Source organism: Micromonospora haikouensis, assembly GCF_900091595.1.
Classification (GTDB): domain Bacteria; phylum Actinomycetota; class Actinomycetes; order Mycobacteriales; family Micromonosporaceae; genus Micromonospora; species Micromonospora haikouensis.
Genome location: NZ_FMCW01000014.1, coordinates 130,826 through 152,993, shown reverse-complemented (window position 1 = coordinate 152,993; position 22,168 = coordinate 130,826). Strand labels below are relative to the sequence as shown.

The 22,168-nt window shown below is 73.1% G+C and carries 16 protein-coding genes; 4 read left to right on the top strand and 12 right to left on the bottom strand.

Features of this window, described 5'->3' with window-relative positions; translation table 11 throughout:
• Nucleotides 1-80: 80 nt before the first annotated feature.
• The 6 genes from GA0070558_RS16300 to GA0070558_RS16275 all read right to left on the bottom strand — a co-directional run bounded on the left by GA0070558_RS16300 (nt 81) and on the right by GA0070558_RS16275 (nt 6,630).
• Nucleotides 81-1,088 carry a LacI family DNA-binding transcriptional regulator gene (locus GA0070558_RS16300; protein ID WP_091280647.1) on the bottom strand — a complete coding sequence of 336 codons (1,008 nt, stop codon included), beginning with the start codon at nt 1,086-1,088 and terminating at the stop codon, nt 81-83.
• 379 nt (nt 1,089-1,467) lie between these two features.
• Nucleotides 1,468-2,796 carry a LacI family DNA-binding transcriptional regulator gene (locus GA0070558_RS16295; protein WP_091280644.1) on the bottom strand — a complete coding sequence of 443 codons (1,329 nt, stop codon included), beginning with the start codon at nt 2,794-2,796 and terminating at the stop codon, nt 1,468-1,470.
• 109 nt (nt 2,797-2,905) lie between these two features.
• A complete protein-coding gene (locus GA0070558_RS16290; RefSeq protein WP_218107004.1) occupies nt 2,906-4,468 on the bottom strand; it encodes a M48 family metalloprotease in 1,563 nt (520 codons plus the stop codon).
• The gene (locus GA0070558_RS16285; RefSeq protein WP_091280641.1) at nt 4,452-5,000 is read right to left on the bottom strand and encodes a hypothetical protein; all 549 of its coding nucleotides are present in this window, start codon (nt 4,998-5,000) and stop codon (nt 4,452-4,454) included. The genes GA0070558_RS16290 and GA0070558_RS16285 overlap by 17 nt, the downstream gene beginning before the upstream one ends.
• A gap of 111 nt (nt 5,001-5,111) precedes the next feature.
• On the bottom strand, nt 5,112-5,999 hold the full coding sequence (locus GA0070558_RS16280; RefSeq protein ID WP_091280638.1) for a bifunctional helix-turn-helix transcriptional regulator/GNAT family N-acetyltransferase: 888 nt from the start codon (nt 5,997-5,999) through the stop codon (nt 5,112-5,114).
• Nucleotides 6,000-6,009: 10 nt separating this feature from the next.
• Nucleotides 6,010-6,630 carry a hypothetical protein gene (locus GA0070558_RS16275; RefSeq protein WP_176734231.1) on the bottom strand — a complete coding sequence of 207 codons (621 nt, stop codon included), beginning with the start codon at nt 6,628-6,630 and terminating at the stop codon, nt 6,010-6,012.
• Between GA0070558_RS16275 and GA0070558_RS34990 the strand changes: the two genes are divergently transcribed.
• A complete protein-coding gene (locus tag GA0070558_RS34990; protein ID WP_141722225.1) occupies nt 6,629-7,021 on the top strand; it encodes a helix-turn-helix domain-containing protein in 393 nt (130 codons plus the stop codon). The two genes, GA0070558_RS16275 and GA0070558_RS34990, sit on opposite strands and share 2 nt — an antisense overlap.
• A complete protein-coding gene (locus GA0070558_RS16270; protein ID WP_091280635.1) occupies nt 6,910-8,139 on the top strand; it encodes an amidohydrolase family protein in 1,230 nt (409 codons plus the stop codon). Before GA0070558_RS34990 ends, GA0070558_RS16270 begins: the two co-directional genes overlap by 112 nt.
• A 35-nt stretch (nt 8,140-8,174) precedes the next feature.
• On the opposite strand, the gene mmsB is transcribed toward GA0070558_RS16270, so the two are convergent.
• The 3 genes from mmsB to chvE form a co-directional block, all read right to left on the bottom strand.
• Nucleotides 8,175-9,428: a multiple monosaccharide ABC transporter permease gene (mmsB, locus tag GA0070558_RS16265; protein ID WP_091280631.1), complete on the bottom strand. Its 1,254-nt coding sequence runs from the start codon at nt 9,426-9,428 to the stop codon at nt 8,175-8,177.
• Nucleotides 9,428-10,963, bottom strand: coding sequence for a multiple monosaccharide ABC transporter ATP-binding protein (gene mmsA, locus GA0070558_RS16260; protein WP_091280628.1), 1,536 nt, complete (start codon nt 10,961-10,963; stop codon nt 9,428-9,430). Before mmsA ends, mmsB begins: the two co-directional genes overlap by 1 nt.
• Before the next feature lie 96 nt (nt 10,964-11,059).
• Nucleotides 11,060-12,184, bottom strand: a complete 1,125-nt coding sequence (chvE, locus tag GA0070558_RS16255) for a multiple monosaccharide ABC transporter substrate-binding protein (RefSeq protein ID WP_091280625.1) — start codon at nt 12,182-12,184, stop codon at nt 11,060-11,062.
• 249 nt (nt 12,185-12,433) lie between these two features.
• On the opposite strand from chvE, the gene GA0070558_RS16250 reads away from it, so the two are divergent.
• Nucleotides 12,434-13,462 (top strand): serine hydrolase, encoded by a 1,029-nt coding sequence (locus tag GA0070558_RS16250; protein ID WP_091280621.1) that lies wholly within the window; start codon nt 12,434-12,436, stop codon nt 13,460-13,462.
• 46 nt (nt 13,463-13,508) lie between these two features.
• Here the strand turns inward: GA0070558_RS16250 and metH are convergent, their stop codons facing one another.
• Nucleotides 13,509-17,153, bottom strand: a complete 3,645-nt coding sequence (gene metH / locus GA0070558_RS16245; protein ID WP_256091974.1) for a methionine synthase — start codon at nt 17,151-17,153, stop codon at nt 13,509-13,511.
• 150 nt (nt 17,154-17,303) lie between these two features.
• On the opposite strand from metH, the gene GA0070558_RS16240 reads away from it, so the two are divergent.
• The gene (locus GA0070558_RS16240) at nt 17,304-18,173 is read left to right on the top strand and encodes an LLM class F420-dependent oxidoreductase (protein ID WP_091280615.1); all 870 of its coding nucleotides are present in this window, start codon (nt 17,304-17,306) and stop codon (nt 18,171-18,173) included.
• 41 nt (nt 18,174-18,214) lie between these two features.
• Here the strand turns inward: GA0070558_RS16240 and GA0070558_RS16235 are convergent, their stop codons facing one another.
• Together GA0070558_RS16235 and GA0070558_RS16230 are read right to left on the bottom strand one after the other, a co-directional pair.
• Nucleotides 18,215-19,804 carry a xylulokinase gene (locus GA0070558_RS16235; RefSeq protein WP_091280612.1) on the bottom strand — a complete coding sequence of 530 codons (1,590 nt, stop codon included), beginning with the start codon at nt 19,802-19,804 and terminating at the stop codon, nt 18,215-18,217.
• 4 nt (nt 19,805-19,808) lie between these two features.
• Nucleotides 19,809-22,076 (bottom strand): aminotransferase class III-fold pyridoxal phosphate-dependent enzyme, encoded by a 2,268-nt coding sequence (locus GA0070558_RS16230; protein ID WP_091280609.1) that lies wholly within the window; start codon nt 22,074-22,076, stop codon nt 19,809-19,811.
• Nucleotides 22,077-22,168: the final 92 nt, after the last annotated feature.

Sequence of the window (22,168 nt, the reverse complement as noted above, 5' to 3'; positions counted from 1 at the left end):
CTTGCCGTCGGGCGGGCCGGGATGTTACCGCTATCAACCCATGGTCGAGGGGCGCCGCCGCGGCACGGCCGGCACCGGGCTCACTCGGGGGGCGGGGCCACGCTGCTGCGCGTGATCAGCGTCGGGGAAACGGTCTGCCGCAGCGTGCGGTCGACGCCGGACTCGATCTGTGCCAGCAGCAGGGTGAGGCTGGCCTTCGCCACGGTGTCGAAGTCGGGGCGGACGGTGGTCAGGGGCGGGATGAAGTAGGCCGCGTCCGGCACGTCGTCGAAGCCGACGACGCTGACCTCCTCCGGCACCCGTCGGCCGTGCTCGTGCAGCGCGTGCAGCACGCCCAGGGCGAGATCGTCGTTGGCGGTGAAGATGGCGGTCACTCCCGGCGTCCGCGCCAGCATCTGCCCGCAGCGGTACCCCGACGCCGCCGACCAGTCCGCCTGCAACACGGGGGGCGCGTCCGCCCCCGCCGCCCGCAACGTCTCCCGCCACCCCGCGATCCGGCCGGCGCTGTCGAACCAGTCGCCCGGACCGGAGACGTGCCAGACCGTCCGGTGGCCCGCGTCGAGCAGATGCTGGGTGGCCAGCCGGCCCCCCTCCACCTGGTCGATGGTGACCAGCGGCTCCGGCCGGCGGGGGTCGCCGTCGACGGTGACCAGCGGGATGTCGGTGGGCAGGCAGTCCAACGCCTCGGCGGCGGACTCCACGGGCGCGATCACCACGATCCCGGCGACCCGGTGCGCCAGGTGTCGTTCGACGACAGCGGTGATGGAATCGCGGTCCAGGTTGCGCACGCTGCCCACGCTGACGGCGAAGCCCGCCTCGGCCGCGGCGAGCTCGAAGGCCGACAGTAGGGACGCCGGGCCGTAGAGCGTGGTGTTGAGCGCCACGACGCCCAGCACCTGGGACCGCCCGGTGACCAGCGCGCGGGCCGCCCGGTTGGGGCGGTAGCCGAGCTGGCTGATCGCGGCCTGCACCCGCAGCCGGGTCTGTTCCCGGACGTTGGGGTGCCCGTTGAGGACGCGCGACACGGTCTGGTGCGACACCCCGGCGAGGCGGGCCACGTCCCTCATCGCAGGACCGCGTGCGGTCATCCCACCCACCTCTCCGTGCGCCCGTCCGGCCCGTGGGGGGCCGGTTGGCCGGACCGATGCTTCGTCGGGCATCGACCTCGGGGCACGCAGAGATACCGCCGTGGACAACGCCAAATCAGCGAGAGTCTACGCGGCGGTGGTGTCGGGTGGGCTGGAGAGAACGGCCGGACTGCGGCGGCAAACCGTGATGTTCGTCATCACGGATCGCGGACGGGCGCCGAGCCGGTGGCGGGTGGCCTGGAGGGGCACCTTCCTTCTTCGCCGTGCCGCCGTGCTCGGCGGCCTGTGCGCATGGGACGGGTGGTATCGATCGGTTCGGATGCTACCGAAACAAGTCGGCGACGACAAGGAGAGGTTTCCGAGGAACCCGGGGCGTCGGTCACCAGGCGCCGGGAGCGGCGGTGCTGTCGCGTACGACGAGCGTGGTCGCCAGCTCGACGCGGGTCTGGGGGAGGCGCTGGTTGGTGGCCAGGGCCAGCACCATCCGGGCCGCGGCGGCCCCCATGTTCGTCAGCGGCTGCTGCACCGACGTCATCGTCGGGCCGCACAGCCTGGTGTGCGGGATGTCGTCGAAGCCCACGACGCTGAGATCCTGCGGGATGCGTCGGCCGGTCAGGCGGGCGGCCTCGTAGACCCCCAGCGCCTGCAGGTCGTTGCCGCACAGCACCGCCGTCGGGGTCGGGTTGAGGCGCAGCAGGTCCTGGCCGAGGCTGAGACCGTCCTCGAAGGAGAACCAGGTCCCCGTGCGCAGCAGCCTCGGCTCCAGCCCGACCCCGGCGGCCTCCATCGCCGCCCGGGCCCCGTCCAGCCTCGCCCGGGCGCAGAGCCGCTCGGTCGGGCCGGTGATCACGGCGATCCGGCGATGGCCCAGGTCGAGCAGGTGCCGGGCGGCCTCGAAGCCGCCGCTCCAGTTCGTCGCCGTCACCGAGGGGACGGTGTGCAGGGGCAGTTCGTCCGTCGGATCCAGCACCACCAACGGGATCGCGCTCGCCCGCAGCAGGGCGTGTTGCTCGCTGGTGAAGCCGAGGTGCACCGCGATCACCCCGGTCGGTCGTCGCGCCAGCAGGTCGCGGGACCAGAAGCGCCCCTGCGACAGCTGCCGCCGGGCGTCGGTGAAGCCGACGGCCAGCCGGTGCTCGCCGGCGACCTGCTCCACCCCGTGCATGATCGCCACCGCCAGGTTGCTCTGCATCCCGTAGAAGACCACGTCCACGATGGCGCTCGGGGTGCCCAGCTCCGGCCGGCGGTAGCCGTGCTCCCGCAGCAGCGCCTCCACCCGGGACCGGGTCTGGGCGGCGACCCCCGGCCGCCCGTTGAGCACCTTCGACACCGTCGGCACCGACACGTCGGCGAGGCGGGCGATGGTGGTGAGCGTGTGTTCCCCCCGCCTGCGCCCGCGCCGCTCGGCGCCCGCCGTGCCGTCCGTCCGCTGCGGCACGGGCGCGGCGGCCGGCGAACCGACCGCCGCCGGTCCGGCCTGCGCGCGGACGCTCGGCCGGCGCTGCCGGCCTGCCGTGTCGAGCAGCTCGGCCCGCACCGTCTCGGCCGCCTCGGCCGCGCCCGGCCCGGCCGGCACGGTCCGGGTGAGATAGCGGCGTCGCTTCGACACGGGGTCGATCCCGGCGTACACCCGGACCCGCAGTGACCCGCTGGGTAGCTCCTCGATCTCGCCGCGCGCTCGGCGGTGGCGCCCGGGTTCGTCCGACATGGAGCCAGGCTACTCCGTGCTGTCTCCACGTCGATGCCATGGCTCCATGGCTCCATGAGGGCGGCCATGCCCGCCCTCTCGACCCGCCGCCGCGCAGCCCCGTCCCGACTCAGGCGGGACTGCGCACGAACGACTCCTCGCTCCACGCCCCGTCGTCGTACTCCAGGCGGACGGTCAGCCGGTCGTCGTCGCAGCGGTAGGTGCCCGTGTTCTCCTCCGGCCCCACAGGCAGGTCCGCCTCGCGGTCACCGACCCTTACCACCGTCTCGACGCCCGGGTCGACCTGGTCGTACTGGCGGTACCGCCCGCCGGCGGTCGACCAGCGGTAGGTCTGCACGCCCCGCTGCGTGTATCGCACGGGGTTTCCGCCGAGCGTGCCGCGGGCGGCGGTCAGGTCGTAGAGGTCCGTCGCCGTGCCGTCGGCGCGGTAGGCGGTGGCGGAGCCGTCCTCGGCCCCGCTGGCGAGGTCGAGGGTGGCGTCGCGGGTGAGGCCGGCCATACCGCCGAGCAGCGAGTCGGCCGCGACGAGCAGGTGGTAGCGGCCGTCCGTGAGCCGCCACACCCCGACCAGACAGGGGTCCCGGCTCACGGTCGCGGTGGCCGTCGGGCGGAGGAGCACCGACGCGACCGTGCCGGCGGCGGCGATCCCGGCGGCGAGGCCCGCGCCGAGCGCCTCGACCGGGCGGGCGGCGAACCGGCGTCCGGGGTGTGCCAACGTGTCGACCCGGGCCTGGGCGAGCGGATGGAACCGGAACACCGAGCCGAGGCGGGCCCACCGGCCGCTCCGGCGGCGGTCGGCGGCGAGCAGCGCCCGCGCGGCCGCCCGGTCGTCGCCGGTGAGGCGGGCGTCGGCGGCGAACTCCCGGGCGCGCAGCACCGACCACACCGACACCTGCACGATCAACGCGAAGGCGGCGAGTCTCCAGCCGTCGTCGAGCAGCCGTCGCACGGGCACGGAGCCGACGTAGTTGACCGCGACCGGGACGAGGACGGCCAGGGGGAACGCCCAGGACTGGGCGATGGCCAGCCGGGTGAGGTGGACGTCGGCGTTGCGCACGTGGGCCAGCTCGTGCAGGACGACGGCCCGGAACAGCGGCGGCGCGGTCCGGTGGGCGTGCACGAGGCCGAGGTCCAGCCGGACGTACCTCAGGGGACCGGCGTCGAAGGTGTTGCCGCTGACCCGGGCGGACCGGGACACCACGAACACCGGCGGCCGGCGTAGGCCCGCCTCCCGGACCAGGCCGGCCAGCGCGGACCGCAGCGCCCCGGTGCCGGGGACCCGGTCGAGTCGGCGCAGGTCGCGCAGCCAACGCTCGCACCAGGGCGCGGCGAGGTAGACGGCGGCGGTCGCCGCCGCGAGCACGGCGAGCCCCACGGCCATCTGGCGCAGCGAGTCCCCCCGCAGGGTGCCGAGGCACTGCTGCACCGCGGCCAGGCTCTCCTCGTTGACCGTGCCCGTGCGCACGTCGACGGGGGCCGGAAGGCCGCTGAGCCCGGCGAGGCACTCCGCGCGCTGCCGGGTGGCCTCCCTGTCGACGAGCACGGTCTGCCAACCGAACATGCTCGTGCCCACCACCGCGGTCACCGCGGCGACGAACCGGCCGAGGGTGGCCGAGGGCAGCGGGGGCGCGACCGCGCCGGCCGGCCCGGAGCCCTCAGCCGCCGTCGGCATCGCCACCGTCGACGCCGAAGCGCTGCTCGAACGCGTCGCGCACCGCGTCGCGCAGCAGCGCGACCTGGTCCTCGGTCAGCTCCCAGGCCGGGTCGCGGGCGGCGGCGGTGACGACCTCCTCGATGCGCAGCAACTGCCCGGGCCGCAGCCGCAGCGCCGGCGGCGGGGGGAGCGCGGTGGACCGCCGGGCCCGCCAGCGCAGGCGCAGGGTGCGCAGGCCGCCGCGGACGGCGTCGGTGGCGTGCTCCCGCACGCCGTCGCGCAGGGCCTCCAGCGCGATGCCGGTGAGGACCAGCACGTACGGCAGCAGCGGCGCGACGGCCTCGTCGAAGCCGCCGCCGCCGGCCTCGCCGCCACCCACCCGCACCAGCCGGGCCGGGTCCCGCCGCCAGTGGCCCGGACGGCGCCGGTAGGCGGACGCGAGGAAGGCCAGCAGCGGCTCCTCGTCGGGCGCCACCGCCCGGATCGCCAGACGGACCAGCTCGTCCTCGGTCCCGTCGGCGGTGGCGTGCCACTGGGGGGTGCCGGTCATCGTGCTCCCGTCCTCCGGCGGATCACCCGCCGGTTTCCCGCGCCCACCGTACGGGGATTCGCGGCGGTCGGAGGTCGGCTACCGGACAGCGTGGGCGGTCGGCCCGGCCGGTCAGGGGACGAGGCGCTTCTCGAACCAGTGGTGGGCGTAGCGCTCGGTGTTGAACGGCTCGACCTCGCGGTACCCGGCGGAGCGGTACAGGGCGAGCGCCTCGGTGAGGTTGCGGTTGGTGTCCAACCGGACGGCGGTCCAGCCACGCATGGCGGCGTACCGCTCCAGCTCGTCGAGCAGCCGCCGGCCGACGCCGAGGCCGCGCACCGCCTCGGAGACCCACACGCGTTTGATCTCGGCCGGCGCGCCGGGGTGCAGCTTCACCGCGCCGCAGCCGACGGGCTCGGCGTCGAGGGTGGCCAGCAGGAACACCCCGGCGGGTGGGGTCAGCTCGTCGTCGCCGAGCGGGCTGCTCAGCGCGGGGTCGAAGCCGTCGTCGAAGCGCCGGGCGACGTCGCGGGCGTAGGCCCGCACGCACACCCGCGCCCGCGGGTCGCCCGGCGGGCACGGCTCGATGGTCACCATCGACGCGACGAGCAGCCGCTCCACCTCGGCCATCGCCGCGACGAGCCGGGTGCGACGGGGCCCGGTGAGCGGTTCGAGGATCGACCAGGCGAACGCGTCGGAGCGCTCGTCGAGCGCGGACCACTCGGCCCGGCCGGCGTCGGTGAGGGTGGCCTGCCGGACGCGGCCGTCGCCGCCGGCCGGCGCGACGGTGACGAGCCCGTCGCCCTCCAGGGCGCGCAGGAGCCGGCTGAGGTGCCCGGAGTCCAGGCCGAGTCGGCTCCGCAGCGCCGCGACCTCGGCGCCGTCCGGGCCGATCTCCCACAGCAGGCGCGCCTGGGCGAGGGGCCGCCCGCGCGCCATGTACGCGTCGTCCAGCGCACCCACCCGTTGGGTCACGGTCCGGTTGAACCGCCGTACCGTCGCGACAAGCTCCGTGTCCATGTGTCTGACTTTAGTCAGGTAAATCTTGGGCGATCCGGCGGGGTCCGCCCGCCGCCGCCGGGTGGACCGGGTCACTGCGGCGGCCCCGCGACGGCGGCATGCAGAACTCCGCCAGCGACCGGGGCACGACCTCGGCGCGCCGGTAGTGGACCGCGTCCCAGATCCCGTGCCCGGCCAGCGCGAGCCCCGCCAGCACCAGCCCGACGCGCGGGTCGACGAGGACGGCGGTGACGGCGAGCCCCCCGTAACCGAGCAGGGCCGCCGCCTGGGCGACCAGCGGTGCGCGCGGCACCCCGCCGGCCAGGCCGGCGACGACCAGCAGCGCCGCGACGACGCCCACGCCGGCCCACCACGGCACCCCCGCCAGTTCGCTCGCCACCACCACCATCCCGCCGCCGCCGACGCCGGCCCAGGCCACCCAGGGGCGGCCCAGCGCGGCGGCGCCCAGGTAGCACAGGGCGGCGACGGCGACCGTGATCGACAGCCCCTCCCGGTCGGCCCCGGCCGCCAGCGTCACCGTGGCCACGGCCAGGCCGAGCAGGCTCGGCCACCGGCGGAGCAGAGCGGGCCGGCGCGCCGCGCCGGCCCGGGTGTCGGTCGAGGGCGCGGCACCGCGGTCGGAGGTGTCCATGGCTGCGATGGTGGCGCAGGAATCCGGACGGACCCGAGCGGTGCGGATGGGTCCGTCCGGATTCCTGCGGCCCGTGTCCGATCGCCTGGGCCGTGCGCGGTCGGCCGCCCTGCCTGCCGCGGACCCGGCCACCCCCGCACGGCCGGCCGCGGTGTGCTCCATAGGGTGGGGGATGCAACCCGTCGTGCGCGCGCTCCAGGTCCTCCAGGCGCTGTCGGGCCGGCCTGACGGCATGACCCTCCAGGAACTCCACCTGGCGCTCGACATCCCACTGGGAGCATGCACCGCATCCTCGCCGTGCTGCGCGAACAGCGGTTCGTCAGCCGGTCGCCGATCGATCTGCGCTACTTCCTCGGTCCGGCCGTCCGCGATCTCACCGAGAAGAACGTGAGCGGTGCCGGCGGCATGCAGTCGCTCACGACCGTCGTGCGTGAGATGTCCCAGGGCCGTGGCTTCGACCTTCCCGCCACCGCCGGCCCGTTGCTGGCGATCGGCCGGGGGATCGGGGTGTGTTCGTTCATGACCCTCATCGAGGACGCCAGCGCCGCCGGCGTCCCCAGCACCGTGGTCCTGAGCGCCCGCACCGACGATCGCGTCATCGGCCGGTCCGACTGCGCGGAGCTCGGTGCCGAGGCCCTCGACCGTAGGCTGGCCGCCCGGTTCGCCGACCGGGCACCCGGGCTGGTCGTGGTGTGCGGCTCCCACCGGCTGACCGCACTCGCCATGACCCTCGCCAGGCGGTGGCGGGTGCCGCTGCAGGTGTCCGTCGAGGCGCACATGGCGTGCGGGGCCGGCGTCGTCAACGCCCGGGTCGCGGCCCGGGCGGGCGCGGCACCGTGGCCGGCGGCCGGCGAGGAACGCGTCGTCGACCGGGACCTGTCGATCGCCGCCGACACCGGGGGGCACCTGCACGTCTGCCACCTCTCCACCGCGGGATCGGTCGAGCTGATCCGGCAGGCGAAGCGGTCGGGCGTCCGGGTCACCTGTGAGGTGACACCGCACCACCTCGTCCTGGACGACGAGGCGGCGCTGCGCGCGGGCGGGGCGCTCAAGGTCAACCCGCCGCTACGGGCCGCCGCCGACGTGCTGGCCCTGCGTGCTGCGCTCGCCGACGGCACCATCGACGTCGTCGCCACCGATCACGCGCCGCACCCGCAGGCGACGAAGACGCGCGGGTGGGCCGACTCGGCGTTCGGGCTGACCGGGCTGGAGACGGCCCTGTCCGTCGTCGCCATGGTGCTGCGCGCACCCGACACCGGCCGGGTCGACTGGGCGCGGCTCACCGAGGTGCTCTCCGTCGTGCCGGCCCGCATCGGCGGGATCGCGCCCCGGGCGGGGCGGCCCGTGCGGGTGGGGGAACCCGCCGACCTGTGCGTGGTCGAGACGGGTGTCCCACGGCCCATCCGCGTCGACCGGCACCGCAACCGGTCCCGGAACAACCCGTTCGGCGGCTGGACCGTACGCGAGCGGGTCGTCCGTACCCTCGTCGGCGGTCGCGTCGCGCACTGACCGCGACCGCCGACGTGACCCCGGGCCCGCAGGCGTCAGCGGGCCGACCCGGCGCGGCGCTTGTTGTAGACGTCGAACGCGACGGCGACGAGCAGCACCAGGCCCTTCACCACCGACTGCATCGACTGGTCGACGCCCATGAGCTGCATGCCGTTGCTCATCACGGCCATGATCAGGCCGCCGACCATCGCGCCGACGACCGTGCCGACCCCGCCGGTGACCGCCGCGCCGCCGATGAACGCCGCGGCGATCGCGTCCAGCTCGAACATGTTGCCGGCGGCGGGCTGCGCCCCGTTGGACCGCGACGAGTAGATGATCCCCGCCACGGCCGACAGGAAGCCCATGTTGACGAAGACCCAGAAGTTGACGGTCTTCACCTTCACCCCGGAGAGCATGGCGGCGGGAAGGTTGCCGCCGATCGCGTAGACCTGGCGGCCGAACACGGTGCGCCGGGTCAGCAGCCCGTACGCGAGGACGAGCACCGCGAGGACGATCAGCACGATCGGCAGGCCCCGGGCGTTCGCCAGCTGCCAGGCGAAGTACATGACGACCGCGCCCACCAGCACGACCCGGGCGACGAACAGCGGGAACGACTCGACCGGCTGCTGGTAGCGGATGCGCGCCACCCGCGTGCGGAAGCCGCCGACCGCATACCCGGCGACCGCCACCGCGCCGATGAGCAGGGTGAACGCGTCGAAGCCCTGCCCGCCGAGCAGCCCGTTGAGGAAGCCCGCCGCGATCTGCTGGTATTCGCCCGGGAACGGCGACAGCGAGATGTTGTCCAGCACCCGCAGGGTGAGGCCGCGGAACAGCAGCATGCCGGCGAGGGTCACGATGAAGGCGGGAATGCCGGCGTAGGCGACCCAGAAGCCGTGCCAGGCGCCGACGGCGAGGCCGACGGCCAACGCGGCCAGCACGCCGAGCCACCACGGGTAGCCCTGCTGGATGACGAGCACCGCGGAGACCGCGCCGGTGAGCGCGACCACCGAGCCGACCGACAGGTCGATGTGCCCGCCGATGATCACGATGACCATGCCGATGGCGAGCACCAGGATGTAGGAGTACTGCAGGACGATGTTGGTGATGTTGCCCGGGCTCAGCGAGACGCCGTCGGTCAGCACCGCGAAGAGCGCCACGATGATCACGAGGGCGACGAAGATGCCGCTCTGGCGCAGGTTGCGCATGATCAGCGTACGCGGGTCGCTGATGCCGGTGTGCAGGGCGAGGGCGGGGGCGGCCCCGTCGGCCGGCGGGCGCTGCCCGGGGGAGGAGGATTTGATGTCGGTCATCAGGCCGGTTCCTTGTCCTTCGCCATGAGCTGCATGAGCTTCTCCTGGGTGGCCTCGCCCGCCGGCAGTTCGCCGGTGAGCCGGCCCGCCGCGAGCGTGTAGATGCGGTCGCACATCCCGAGCAGCTCCGGCAGCTCGGAGGAGATGAGCACGACCGCCTTGCCCTGCGCCACGAGCCGGTTGACGATCGTGTAGATCTCGAACTTCGCCCCGACGTCGATGCCGCGCGTCGGCTCGTCGAGGATCAGCACGTCCGGGTCGGTGAACAGCCACTTCGACAGGACGACCTTCTGCTGGTTGCCGCCGGAGAGCTTGCCGACCGTCGCCATGACGCTGGGCGCCTTGATGTTCATGTCGCGGCGGCTGGCCTCGGCGACCCGGATCTCCTCGTTGTCGTGCACCCAGCCGAGGCGGGCGAGCTTGCGCAGCGCCGCCGCCGAGACGTTGTGGCGGATGTCGTCGATGAGGTTGAGGCCGTACCGCTTGCGGTCCTCCGTGGCGTACGCGATGCCGTTGCCGATCGCCTCGGCGACCGTGCGCGCCCGGATCGGGCGGCCGCGCAGGAAGAGCCGGCCGCTGATGTCGCGCCCGTACGACCGGCCGAAGATGCTCATGGCCAGCTCGGTGCGCCCGGCCCCCATGAGCCCGGCGATGCCGACGACCTCGCCGGCGCGGACGGTGAAGCCGACGTCGTCGACCACCGTGCGGTCCTGGGTGGGGTGGCGCACCGTCCAGTTCTCCACCCGCAGCACCTCCTCGCCGGGGGACGACACCCGGTCGGGGTAGAAGCTGTGCAGGTCGCGCCCGACCATGCCGCGGATGATCCGGTCCTGGGTCACCTCGCCGGAGCGCACGTCGAGCCGCTCGACCGTGCGCCCGTCGCGCAGGACGGTGATCGAGTCGGCGATCGCGGTGATCTCGCCCAGCTTGTGCGAGATCATGATGCAGGTGATGCCCTGGTCGCGCAGCCGCCGCAGCAGGTCGAGCAGGTGGGCCGAGTCGACGTCGTTGAGGGCGGCGGTCGGCTCGTCCAGGATGAGCAGCTTCACCTTCTTCGACAGCGCCTTGGCGATCTCGACGAGCTGCTGCTTGCCGACGCCGAGCGCCGCGATCGGCGTCACGGCGTTCTCGCGCAGGCCGACGGATTCCAGCAGGGCCGTCGCGTCGGCGTTGGCGCGGTTCCAGTCGATGAGGCCGCTGCGCCCGCGCCGCTCGTTGCCGAGGAAGATGTTCTCGGCGATCGACAGGTGCGGCACCAGGGCGAGCTCCTGGTGGATGATGACGATGCCGTGGGCCTCGCTGTCGCGGATGCCGCGGAAGTGCACGGGGCGGCCGTCGAAGACGATCTCGCCGTCGTAGCTGCCCGACGGGTACACCCCCGACAGCACCTTCATCAGGGTGGACTTGCCGGCGCCGTTCTCGCCGCAGATGGCGTGGATCTCGCCGCGCCGCACGGTGATCGAGACGTCCTGGAGCGCCGCCACCCCGGGGAACGTCTTGGTGATGGTGCGCATCTCGAGGATGGTGTCGCTCACGGGCATCCTCCCGCTGTTCGGGTCGTCGGGTGGCGTCGCCGGCCGGGCCGGCGTCCGTCGGGCCCGGGCGACCGCCCGGGCCCGACGGAGACCGGGTTACTTCTTGGCCTGCCCGGCCGCGACCTCCTCGGCCGTCCAGTAGCCGGAGTCGACGAGGACGGACTTGATGTCGTCCTTGAAGACGGTCTGGATCGGCAGCAGGTACGCCGGGACGACCTTGACCTTGTTGTTGTAGGTGGTGGTGTCGTTGGCCTGCGGCTGCTTCTCCTGCAGGAACGCCTCGGCGGCGATGACGGCCTGCTCGGCCAGCAGCCGGGTGTCCTTGAAGACGGTGGAGCTCTGCACGCCGTCGTTGATGAGCTTGATCGAGGCGATCTCGGCGTCCTGGCCGGTCACCACCGGCAGCTTTCTGTTGCCCTTGCCGTAGCCGGCGTTCTGCAGGGCGGTGATGATGCCCCGGGAGATCCCGTCGTACGGCGACAGCACGCCGTCCACCGTGGACCCGTCGTTGTAGCTCGACGTCAGCAGGTCCTCCATCCGCGTCTGGGCGACCCCCTGCTGCCAGCGCAGGGTGGCGGCCTGCTCGATCTTCGTCTGGCCGGACTTCACCTTCAGCGCGCCGTTGTCGAAGAACGGCTTGAGGGTGTCCATCGCCCCGCCGAAGAAGTACTGCGTGTTGTTGTCGTCGAGCGAGCCGGCGAACAGCTCGATGGTGAACGGGCCGGTCGCCGTGCCCTTGGAGCCGTCCTTGTTCTGCAGGCCGAGGCCGACGAGCAGCGCGGTGGCCTGGGCGACGCCGACCTTGTAGTTGTCGAAGCTGACGTAGAAGTCGACGTTGGGGCTGCCGAGGATGAGCCGGTCGTAGGAGATGACCGGGATCTTGGCCTGGGCGGCGGCCTGGAGCTGGCCGGTGAGGGCCGTGCCGTCGATCGCCGCGATGATCAGGACGTCCGCGCCCTGCGTGATCATCTGGTCGATCTGCTGCGACTGGGTGGGGATGTCGTCCCCGGCGTACTGCAGGTCGACCTTGTAGCCCTTGGCCTGCAGCTTCTCCTTCACCGAGTTGCCGTCGGCGATCCACCGCTCCGAGGTCTGCGTCGGCATCGAGACGCCGATGGTCAGGTCGGTGGGCTTCTTGTCGGCGGTGTCGCCGCCTCCGCCGGCCCCCTCGCCGCTGCACGCCGCGATGCTGAGCGCCAGCACGGCGCTGCCGAGTGCCATCAAGAATCTTCTGGACACAGGCTTCCCTCCCAGGACCTCGTGCCGAAAGTGCGGAGCGCGTCCACGCCCCGGTCAGTGTTAGCGCTCACATCCGTCTTGGTCAACATGTTTCGGGAAATGCCGGGGTCACGTTCTCGTAACAGCTCTGACCACTTCGGACCGGGATCTCTCGGCGCAGTCCCGACCTGCCGGGACGCCGTCCGATCGACACGTCTGAGACCATCGTGGCCGACCACTGGGGAGGTTCACATGACCAGCAACGTCACCCGTCGGGCCGCGATCGGGCTGGGCGCGGCCGCCGCCGCGCTCGCCGCCACCGGCCGACCCGCCGCCGCCGAGGGCCGGGCACCGGCCGTCCCGGCTCCGGGGATCCGCACCCGCAGCAGAGCCGAGGTGATCCGCCAGACCTATCTGCAGCAGAAGGCCGCGGCCGGTGGCGTGTGGCACTCGCACATCGCGATGGTCGACGGCTCCGGCGCGCTCGCCACGGTCGTGGCCGACGACGCCGACCGCGTCACGCACGGCTACAGCGTGCAGAAGCTCGCCGTCGCCGTCGCGGTGATGGACAAGATCGATCGCGGGCAGCTGCAGCTGGACCAGCGGCTCGACCTGACCGCCGACATCATCCTCGGCGGCAGCGGCATCTACTTCCTGCAGACCGTCTGGGGCGACCAGGTCACCGTCGCCAACTTCCTCACCGCGATGCTGCTCGTCTCCGACAACACGGCGGTGCGGATGTGCGGCCGGGTGGTGCCGGCGCTGGAGATCAACGACATCCTCGCCGCGAAGGGATTCACCCACACCCGTGTCGAGCCCGTCGCCAACCCGAACCGGTTCTACCTCGGCGTCACCACGCCCCGCGAGACCCACGACCTGCTGTGGCGGTTGGCCAACAAGACCATCGTGAGCCCCCGGTCCGCCGACTTCCTGCTCGGCATCCTCCGCTGGATCAACGGCTACCACGACGGCATCCGGCACACCATGTCCTCGGCCGAGCGCAGCCGGGTCGCCACCAAGTACGGCGCCGACTACGACGACCTGGGCGCGGCCCGGCACGAGGCCGGCATCATGTTCGACCCGGCGGGCGCGCCCACCCTGACGTACGCGCTGTTCGCCGACTCCCTCGGCGACCTGGACAACTACGGGTCGACCCACCCGGCGGTGCGGGCGCACGCGGTCCTCGGCCGGACCATGTTCGACGCGATCTGCACCACCACCAACCGCACCGCCCGCGCCCGGCACCACGTCCCGCCGTTCCGCCCGGTCGACGGCGGCTGACCCCGCGCCGGCCGGGCCCGCCGCCGCGCGGGCCCGGCCGCGCCGGTCACGGCTCGTAGGCGAGGTTCGGGCGCAGCCAGCGCTCGACCTCGGCGAGGGCGACGCGACGCCGCGCCGCGTAGTCCTCGGCCTGGTCGCGGCCGATCCGTCCGACCGTGAAGTACCGCGAGTCGGGGTGCGCGAAGATCAGCCCGCTGACGGCGGCCGCAGGCGTCATCGCGTACGACTCCGTCAGGCCGATGCCCAGCGTCTGCGCGCCGAGCAGGTCGAACAGGTCCCGCTTCTCGCTGTGGTCCGGGCTGGCCGGGTAGCCCAGCGCGGGCCGGATGCCCCGGAACCGCTCGGCGTGCAGGTCCGCCAGCGCCGGGGCGGCGTCGGGCTCGAACCAGTCGCGGCGGGCCCGCAGGTGCAGGTGCTCGGCGAACGCCTCGGCGAGCCGGTCGGCCAGCGCCTTGACCATGATGGCGCGGTAGTCGTCGTGCTCGGCCTCGTAGCGGGCGGCCAGCTCCTCCGCGCCGTGCACCGCCACCGCGAAGCCGCCCAGGTGGTCGCCGGCCGGCGCGACGTAGTCGGCGAGGCACCGGTTGGCCCGGCCGGCGGGCTTGGCGGTCTGCTGCCGCAGCATCGGCAGGCGCACCCCGGCGTCGTCGAGGACGATGTCGTCGCCCTCGGCGTGCGCCGTCCAGAAGCCGTACGCGCCCCGGGCGTGCAGCGACCCGTCGGCGATGATCGCGTCCAGCAGGGTGTTGGCGTCGTCGTACAGCTCGCGGGCGACGGGCTGGTCGAGGATCGCCGGGAACTTGCCCTTCAGCTCCCAGGCCAGGAACAGGAACTGCCAGTCGATCATCTCGCGCAGCTCGGTGAGGGACGGCTCGACGACGCGTACGCCGGTGAACGCGGGCACCGGCAGGTTGGCGAAGTCGACCCGCTCGCGGTTGGCGCGGGCCTCGGCGAGGGTGAGCAGCGGCTGGGCGTGCCGGTTGGCGTGCTGCTCGCGCAGCCGCTCCTGCTCGGCCCGGTTGGCCGTGTCGAGGGTCTGCGCCCGGTCGGCGTCGAGCAGGTCGGAGACCACGCCGACGACCCGGGACGCGTCGAGCACGTGGACCGTCGGCCCCTCGTACGCGGGGGCGATGCGCACCGCCGTGTGCTGCCGGGACGTGGTCGCGCCGCCGATGAGCAGCGGGACCCGCAGCCCCCGGCGCTGCATCTCGCCCGCGACGGCGACCATCTCGTCCAGCGACGGCGTGATCAGCCCCGACAGGCCGATCGCGTCGGCGCCCTCGGCCACGGCGGTGTCCAGGATCCGCGCGGCCGGCACCATCACGCCCAGGTCGACGACCTCGTAGTTGTTGCAGCCGAGGACGACGCCGACGATGTTCTTGCCGATGTCGTGCACGTCGCCCTTGACGGTGGCGAGGACGACCTTGCCCTGGCCGTGCCCGGCGGCCCGCTCCTTGGTCATGTACGGCTCGAGGTAGGCCACCGAACGCTTCATCACCCGGGCGCTCTTGACCACCTGCGGCAGGAACATCTTGCCCGCGCCGAACAGGTCGCCGACGACCTTCATGCCGTCCATCAGCGGGCCCTCGATGACGTCGAGGGGCCGGTCGAACAGCAGCCGGGCCTCCTCGGTGTCGGCCTCGACGTGGTCGACGATGCCGTGCACCAGCGCGTGCGTGAGCCGCTCGGCGACGGGCGCGGCCCGCCAGGACAGGTCGACCTCCCGCCTGGTGCCCGACCCGGTGACCGTGGACGCGAAGGTGACCAGCCGGTCGGTGGCGTCGGGCCGGCGGTCGAAGATGACGTCCTCGACGAGTTCGAGGAGGTCCGCCGGGATGTTCTCGTAGACGCTGAGCTGGCCGGCGTTGACGATGCCCATGTCCAGCCCGGCCCGCACGGCGTGGAACAGGAACGCCGAGTGCATCGCCTCGCGCACCACGTCGTTGCCCCGGAACGCGAACGACAGGTTCGAGATGCCGCCGCTGGTGCGCGCGCCGGGGCAGCGGGCCTTGATCAGCGGCAGGGCGTCGATGAACGCCTTCGCGTAGCCGTTGTGCTCGGCGATGCCGGTGGCCACGGCCAGCACGTTCGGGTCGAAGATGATGTCCTCGGGGGCGAAGCCGGCCTTGCCCACCAGCAGGTCGTACGCCCGCCCGCAGATCTGGACCTTGCGCTCGGTGGTGTCGGCCTGGCCCTGCTCGTCGAAGGCCATCACCACGACGCCCGCGCCGTAGTCGCGGATCGTCCGGGCCTGGGCGAGGAACGGCTCCTCGCCCTCCTTCAGGCTGATCGAGTTGACCACGCCCTTGCCCTGCACGCACTTCAGGCCGGCTTCGAGCACGCTCCACCGGGAGCTGTCGATCATGATGGGGATCCGGGCCACCTCGGGCTCGGTGGCGATCAGGTTGAGGAACGTGGTCATCGCCCGCTCGCTGTCGAGCAGGTCGGCGTCCATGTTGACGTCCAGCAGGTTCGCGCCGCCGCGCACCTGCTCGACGGCCACGTCGACCGCGCCCTGGTGGTCGTCGGCCTCGATGAGCCGGCGGAACCGCGCCGAGCCGGTCACGTTGGTGCGCTCGCCGATCATCACGAACCCGGTGTCCGGCCCGATGGTGAACGGCTCCAGACCGCTGAACCGGGTCGCCGGGGTCTCCCGGGCGACCGGCCGGGGCGGCATGCCCCGCACCGCCGCCGCGATCCCGGCGATGTGCGGCGGGGTCGTCCCGCAGCAGCCGCCGACGATGTTGACCAGGCCGTCGCCGGCGAAGCCGCCGAGCAGCGCGCCGATCTCCTCCGGCGTCTGGTCGTAGCCGCCGAACGCGTTGGGCAGCCCGGCGTTGGGGTGCGCGGCGACGTAGGTGCCGGCCAGCCGGGACAGCTCCGCCACGTGCGGGCGCATCTCCGCCGCGCCGAGCGCGCAGTTGACGCCGACGACCAGCGGCTCGGCGTGCGCGATGGAGCGCCAGAACGCCTCCACCGTCTGCCCCGACAGCGTGCGGCCGCTCAGGTCCACCACCGTGACGGAGATCCACAGCGGCAGGTGGGGGGCCGCCTCGCGGGCCGCGGCGATCGCCGCCTTCGCGTTGAGCGTGTCGAAGATCGTCTCCACCAGCAGCAGGTCGACCCCGCCCTCGGCCAGCGCCGCCATCTGCTCCGCGTACGCGGCCTTGACGTCGTCGAACGTGACCGCCCGGTACGCCGGGTCCTCCACCCGTGGCGACAGCGACAAGGTGACGTTGAGCGGGCCGACGGAGCCGGCGACGAACCGCCCGCCCGCCTCGTCCGCGGCCTGCCGGGCGAGCTGCGCGCCGCGCACGTTCATCTCGCGCGCCAGCGCCTCCAGGCCGTAGTCGGCCTGCCCGATGCTCGTGGCCGTGAACGTGTTGGTGGTGGTGATGTCGGCCCCGGCCGCCAGGTATTGCCGGTGCACGTCCAGGATCAGGTCGGGGCGGGTCAGGTTGAGCAGGTCGGGGTCGCCGGTGACGTCGCGGGGATGGTCGTCGCCGATCAGGTCGCCCCGGTAGTCGGCGGGGGAGAGCTTCGCGCCCTGCAGCATCGTGCCCCAGGCGCCGTCGAGCACCACGATGCGCTCGGCCAGCAGCCGCCGCAGCGCCGCAACCGCACCTGAACCGTCGACGGACGAAACCACACCGACCACCCCCGAAGTCTCGGAGGCGCCCTTGGTCCACATGCTCCCAGGTCGAGCGTGGCGGGCCAGGCCCGTCGCAGCGCCTCTCGGCCTGGTAGCGGGAGACTACCGGATACCGGCCCAGAACCGTCGAATCGTTCCCACCCAGTGCGACGGCCTGGACGCCACTAGGCTCGACCCGGAGGTGTGGAGATGAAACTCGGGCTGCACTACTGGACGTTCTCGACCCCGGCCGACCCGGCGGCGATCGCGCCGACCCTGGCCGAGACGGCGACCCTCGCCGAGCAGGCGGGGCTCGCGTCCTTCACGGTGATGGACCACTACTTCCAGATGGAGGCCCAGGCCCTGGCCGAGGAGCCGATGCTGGAGGCGTACACGACCCTCGGCTACGTCGCGGCGCTGACCCGGCGGATGACGCTGGGTGTGCTGGTCACCGGCGTCATGTACCGCCACCCGGGGCTGCTCGCCAAGATCGTTACGACGCTGGACGTGCTCTCCGGCGGCCGGGCCCGCCTCGGCATCGGCGCGTCCTGGTACGAGCGGGAACAGCGCGGGCTCGGCGTGCCGGTCGTGCCGGTGGCCGAGCGGTTCGAGCGGTTGGAGGAGACGCTGCGCATCTGCCGGCAGATGTTCGGCGACGACGACGGGCCCTTCGAGGGCCGGCACTACCGGCTGGCCGAGACGCTCAACTCACCGCAGCCGCTGCGCCGCCCGCACCCGCCGATCATGATCGGCGGCGGCGGTGAACGCAAGACGCTGCTGCTGGTCGCCCGCTACGCCGACGCGTGCAACCTGTTCGGCTCCAGCCCCGACGACGTGGCCCACAAGCTGGACGTGCTGCGCGGCCACTGCGCCGCCGAGGGCCGCGACTACGACGCCATCGAAAAGACGGCGATCATGATGCGGCCGCCGCTGGCCGACGTCGACGCGTTCGTCGCCGACGTGGCCGCGTACGCCGCGCTCGGGGTGACCGAGGTGCAGGTCATGCCGGACCGGCACCCGGTGGAGTTCACCCGGCGGGTCGCCGACGAGGTGCTGCCGAGGCTGGCCGACCTCGGCTGACCGACGGGCCGGGCCGCCCGCGCCCGCCAGGCGCGGGCGGTCTACCGGCGCAGCCGCCGGTAGACCGGGGCCAGCCGCTGGTGCAGCTGACGGTAGACGTCGAAGATCTCGTCGTACGTGGCCCGGTGCGCGGGCGTCGGCGTGAACGTCCGGTCGCTGCGCATCAGGCCGGGCAGGTCGGCGAAGTCGACCATCCCGGTGCCGACCGCGCCGATCCAGCCCGCCCCCCGGGCGTTGACCGCCAGGGGGTTCGCGTCGCGCCGGATCTCGACGCCGAGCACGTCGGCGAAGATCTGGCACCACGAGTCCGACAGCGCGCCGCCGCCGGTGATCGCCAGCGAGGTGACCGGCGCGCCGAGAAACCGGTCGACCGCCCGGAACAGCCAGCGGGTGTTGAACGCGACGCCCTCGAAGACCGCCCGCAGCAGGTCGGAGCGGTTGGTGTCCAGCGAGATGTTGAGGAACGCCGCGCGCAGGTGCGGGTCGTCGACCGGGGCGCGTTCGCCGTAGAGCCACGGGGTGTAGATGACGCCGTTCGCGCCCGGCGGCACCGTCGGGATGATCCGGTCGAACGCGTCGAAGATCGTGCCCTCGTCCCGGCTGACGTGCCCGGCGCTCAGCAGCGGGTCGTCGTACTCGACGACCTTGTCGCGCAGCCACGTCAGGTTCGCCCCGGCGGTGGCCTGCAACGCGGTCATCAGGTAGCGGTCGGGGATGGCGCACGGCACGGAGGCGATCCCGGCGACCACGTCGGTCTTCTTCGCCGGCACGTGCGCGGCGACCCACGACGAGGTGCCGAGATACAGGTGCGGCTCGTTGTCGCCGGTCGTGCCCGCCCCGATCGCGGCGGCCGTGTTGTCGATGGCGCCGGCGACCACCCGCACCGACTCCGGCAGGCCCAGGTGCGCGGCGGCGGCCGGCGACAGCGTGCCGATCACGTCGGTGCAGGCGACGATCGGCGGCAGCTTGTCCCGGTCGATGCCGCAGTCGGCGACCAGGGCGGGGGAGTAGCGGACGTCGCCCGGCCGCCGGTTGTCGGTCACCCACGAGGTGAGGATCGAGTCGACGGTGGCCACCGTCCGCCCGGTCAGCTTCAGGTTGATCCAGTCGAGCACGTTGAGGAACGACGCGGTGCGCGCGTACACCTGCGGCATCTCGTCGCGGACCAGCAGCATGTGCGCCGCCGGGTCCTTGCCGGTCGGCGACGGCATGCCGCCGGTGAGCCGCAGCCAGCGCGCGATCCGACGCACCGACATCCCGTGGTACGCGGGGAAGCCGCCGAACTGGCGGCGCAGGTTCGCCGCGCCCCGCATGTCCAGCCAGCTGATGCACGCCGTCAGCGGCTCCCCGGCCGCGTCGACGGCGATGGTCCCCTCGCCCTGGGTGGAGGCGCACACCACGGTGACCGCGCGCAGGTGGTCGGGGTGGGCCCGGCCCAGGTCGGCGGCGACCTGCCCGAGCGCGTCCCACCAGGCGCGCGGATCCTGCTCGGCGCCGCCGCCGGGCAGCACCCGCAGCGGCACGGCCCGCTCGGCCCAGCCGGTGACGGTGCCGTCGGCGGCGACCAGGGCCGCCTTCATCCCCGAGGTGCCCAGGTCGATCGCGAGCACCTGCGGTGCCGTGCCTGCCACCGGCTCAGACTCCTTCGACCAGCGCGAACACCTGGTCGAACCGCGCGAGCGCGTCGTCGATGACCTCGTCGGTGTCGGCCATCGAGGTGTACATCCGCGAGCCGGCCAGGGTGATGATGCCGTGCGCAGCGTACGCCGCGCCCATCTGCTCCATCAGCCGCTTGCGGGCCTTGTTCTCCTTGAGCAGCTTCACCGGGTGGCGCATGTCCAGCAGCATGACGCCGCTGCACTCCAGGTGCACGATCGAGCCCTGGTTGTAGGCGACGTACGGCAGGCCGTAGCGGTCGATGAGCCGCTGCAGTCCCCGGGTGAGCCGGTCGCCGGCCCGCCCGGCGATCACCGGCGCGTTCGTGCGGGCCATCTCCTCGATGGCGAAGTAGCCGGCCGCGCAGGACAGCGGGTTCGCCGACAGGGTCCCGCCGACCTGGATGTGCGCGCCGCTCTTGCCGTCCAGGCCGGAGCCGAAGACCGCCATCACGTCGGCGCGACCGCCGACGCCGCCGGCCATCGGGTACCCGCCGGAGACCGCCTTGCCCAGCACCGTCAGGTCGGGGGTGACGCCGAAGTAGCCGGCCGCGCCGCCCAGGCCGAGGCGGAACCCGGTGACCACCTCGTCGAAGATCAGCAGCGCGCCGAACTCGTCGCAGAGTTGGCGTACCTTGGCGTTGAAGTCGCGCGGCACCGGCCGGGTGCCGGACTCCGGGCCGACGGGCTCGACCACGACGGCGGCCGTGCCGCCCCGCAGCCGGTTCTCGATCAGCTTGCGCCGCAGCTGCCCCAGGTCGTGCGGGAACGCCTCCCGGGTGCGGCTGGTCGCGCCGAACGGGATGCCCTTGGCGTTCATCCGGTAGGTGCCGGGCACCCGCAGGCCGTAGACCATGGTGTCGGACCAGCCGTGGTACGCGCCGCCGACCTTGATCACCATCTTCTTGCCGGTGAACGCCCGCGCCCCGCGCACGGCGGCCATCACCGCCTCGGTGCCCGAGCCGAGCGCCCGGTACATCTCCACGTGCGGCAGGTACCGGTGGATGATCTCGGCGAGCTTCAGCTCGTACTCGTGGAACAGGCCGGTGACCGGCCCGGACGCCCGCACCACCTCCGCGACCCGCTCGTTGACCGGCCCGTAGTTGCTGCCCAGGATCGTCGGGCCGCCGGCCTGGAGGAAGTCGATGTAGGTGTTGCCGTCGCGGTCGACCAGGTGCGCGCCCTCGGCCCGCTCGATGGCGAGGGGGAACGGGTAGTTGAACGCCAGGTTGTGCTGGACGCCGCCGGGGATGCGCTGCTTCGCCCGGTCGGTGATCTCCCGGCTGGCCCGGCACTTGGTGTCGTAGTAGTTGAGCACGTCGAGCAGCGCGTCGTGGCGCAGCCCGCGGATCGGCTGGGCGACCAGCGCCTTTAGCCGGCGCAGCACGTCGTCGACGTCGGGATACTCGCTGATCGCGTACCCGAGCCGGGCCGCCTCGCCGCCTTCCGTCTCCCCCTCGGTGGGCGCGGTGAGCTTTCCCTCGGTGGGAGCGGCGAGCGCGGCGGCCGTCGCGTCGGCGCTGGGCGGCTCCTCGTCGGCGGGCACCCGCAGCGGCGGCACCGCCTCGGTGATCTGGGCGGCGATCCGCTTCTCGTCGGCGCGCAGCTTGCCGAAGGCGACCTCGCGGATGGCCGTCGGGATCGTGTAGACCTTCCCGGTCTCGGTGGTCAGCGCCAGCAGGTAGGCGATCGACACCTTCTCCAGCAGCGCCATGTTGAACACCGCCCGGTCCGGGTCCGTGCCCAAAGCGACGATCCCGTGGTTGGCGATGATGAACGCGTTGTCACCGCCGGCTACCTTCTTCTGCACGTTGCGCGCCAGGAACCCGGTGCCCGACGGGGCGTAGTCGACGATGGCGACCCGCTTGCCGAGGAAGCGCACCTGCTCGTCGGTCAGCGCCGGGATCGGCCGGCGCAGGAAGGCCAGCGCCGAGGCGTACGGCTGGTGGGTGTGCACGATCGCGTTGACGTCCGGCCGCTGCCGGTAGATGTTGGCGTGCATCCCGCACTCGATCGACGGCGCGAGGCCCGTGCCGGAGTCGTCGGGCACGTGCTTGCCGGCGAAGTCGACGATGCAGACGTCCTCGACGCGCATCCGGTCGTAGTCGTAGTTGCTGGGGGTGACCGCGTACAGCTCGTGGCCGGGGACGCGGACCGACACGTTGCCCTCCGTGGCCTTGAGGTAGCCGCGGGCGAGCATGGTGCGGCACATGTCGACGACGTGCTGGCGGGACGTGCGGTGCTCCACGGCGCTCTCCTCGGTCGGGCCACGGCGGATCGGCGGGGGTGCCCGTCGCGGTCCATCGTCGCTGGGCGGCCGACGCGGAGCACCGTCCCGCC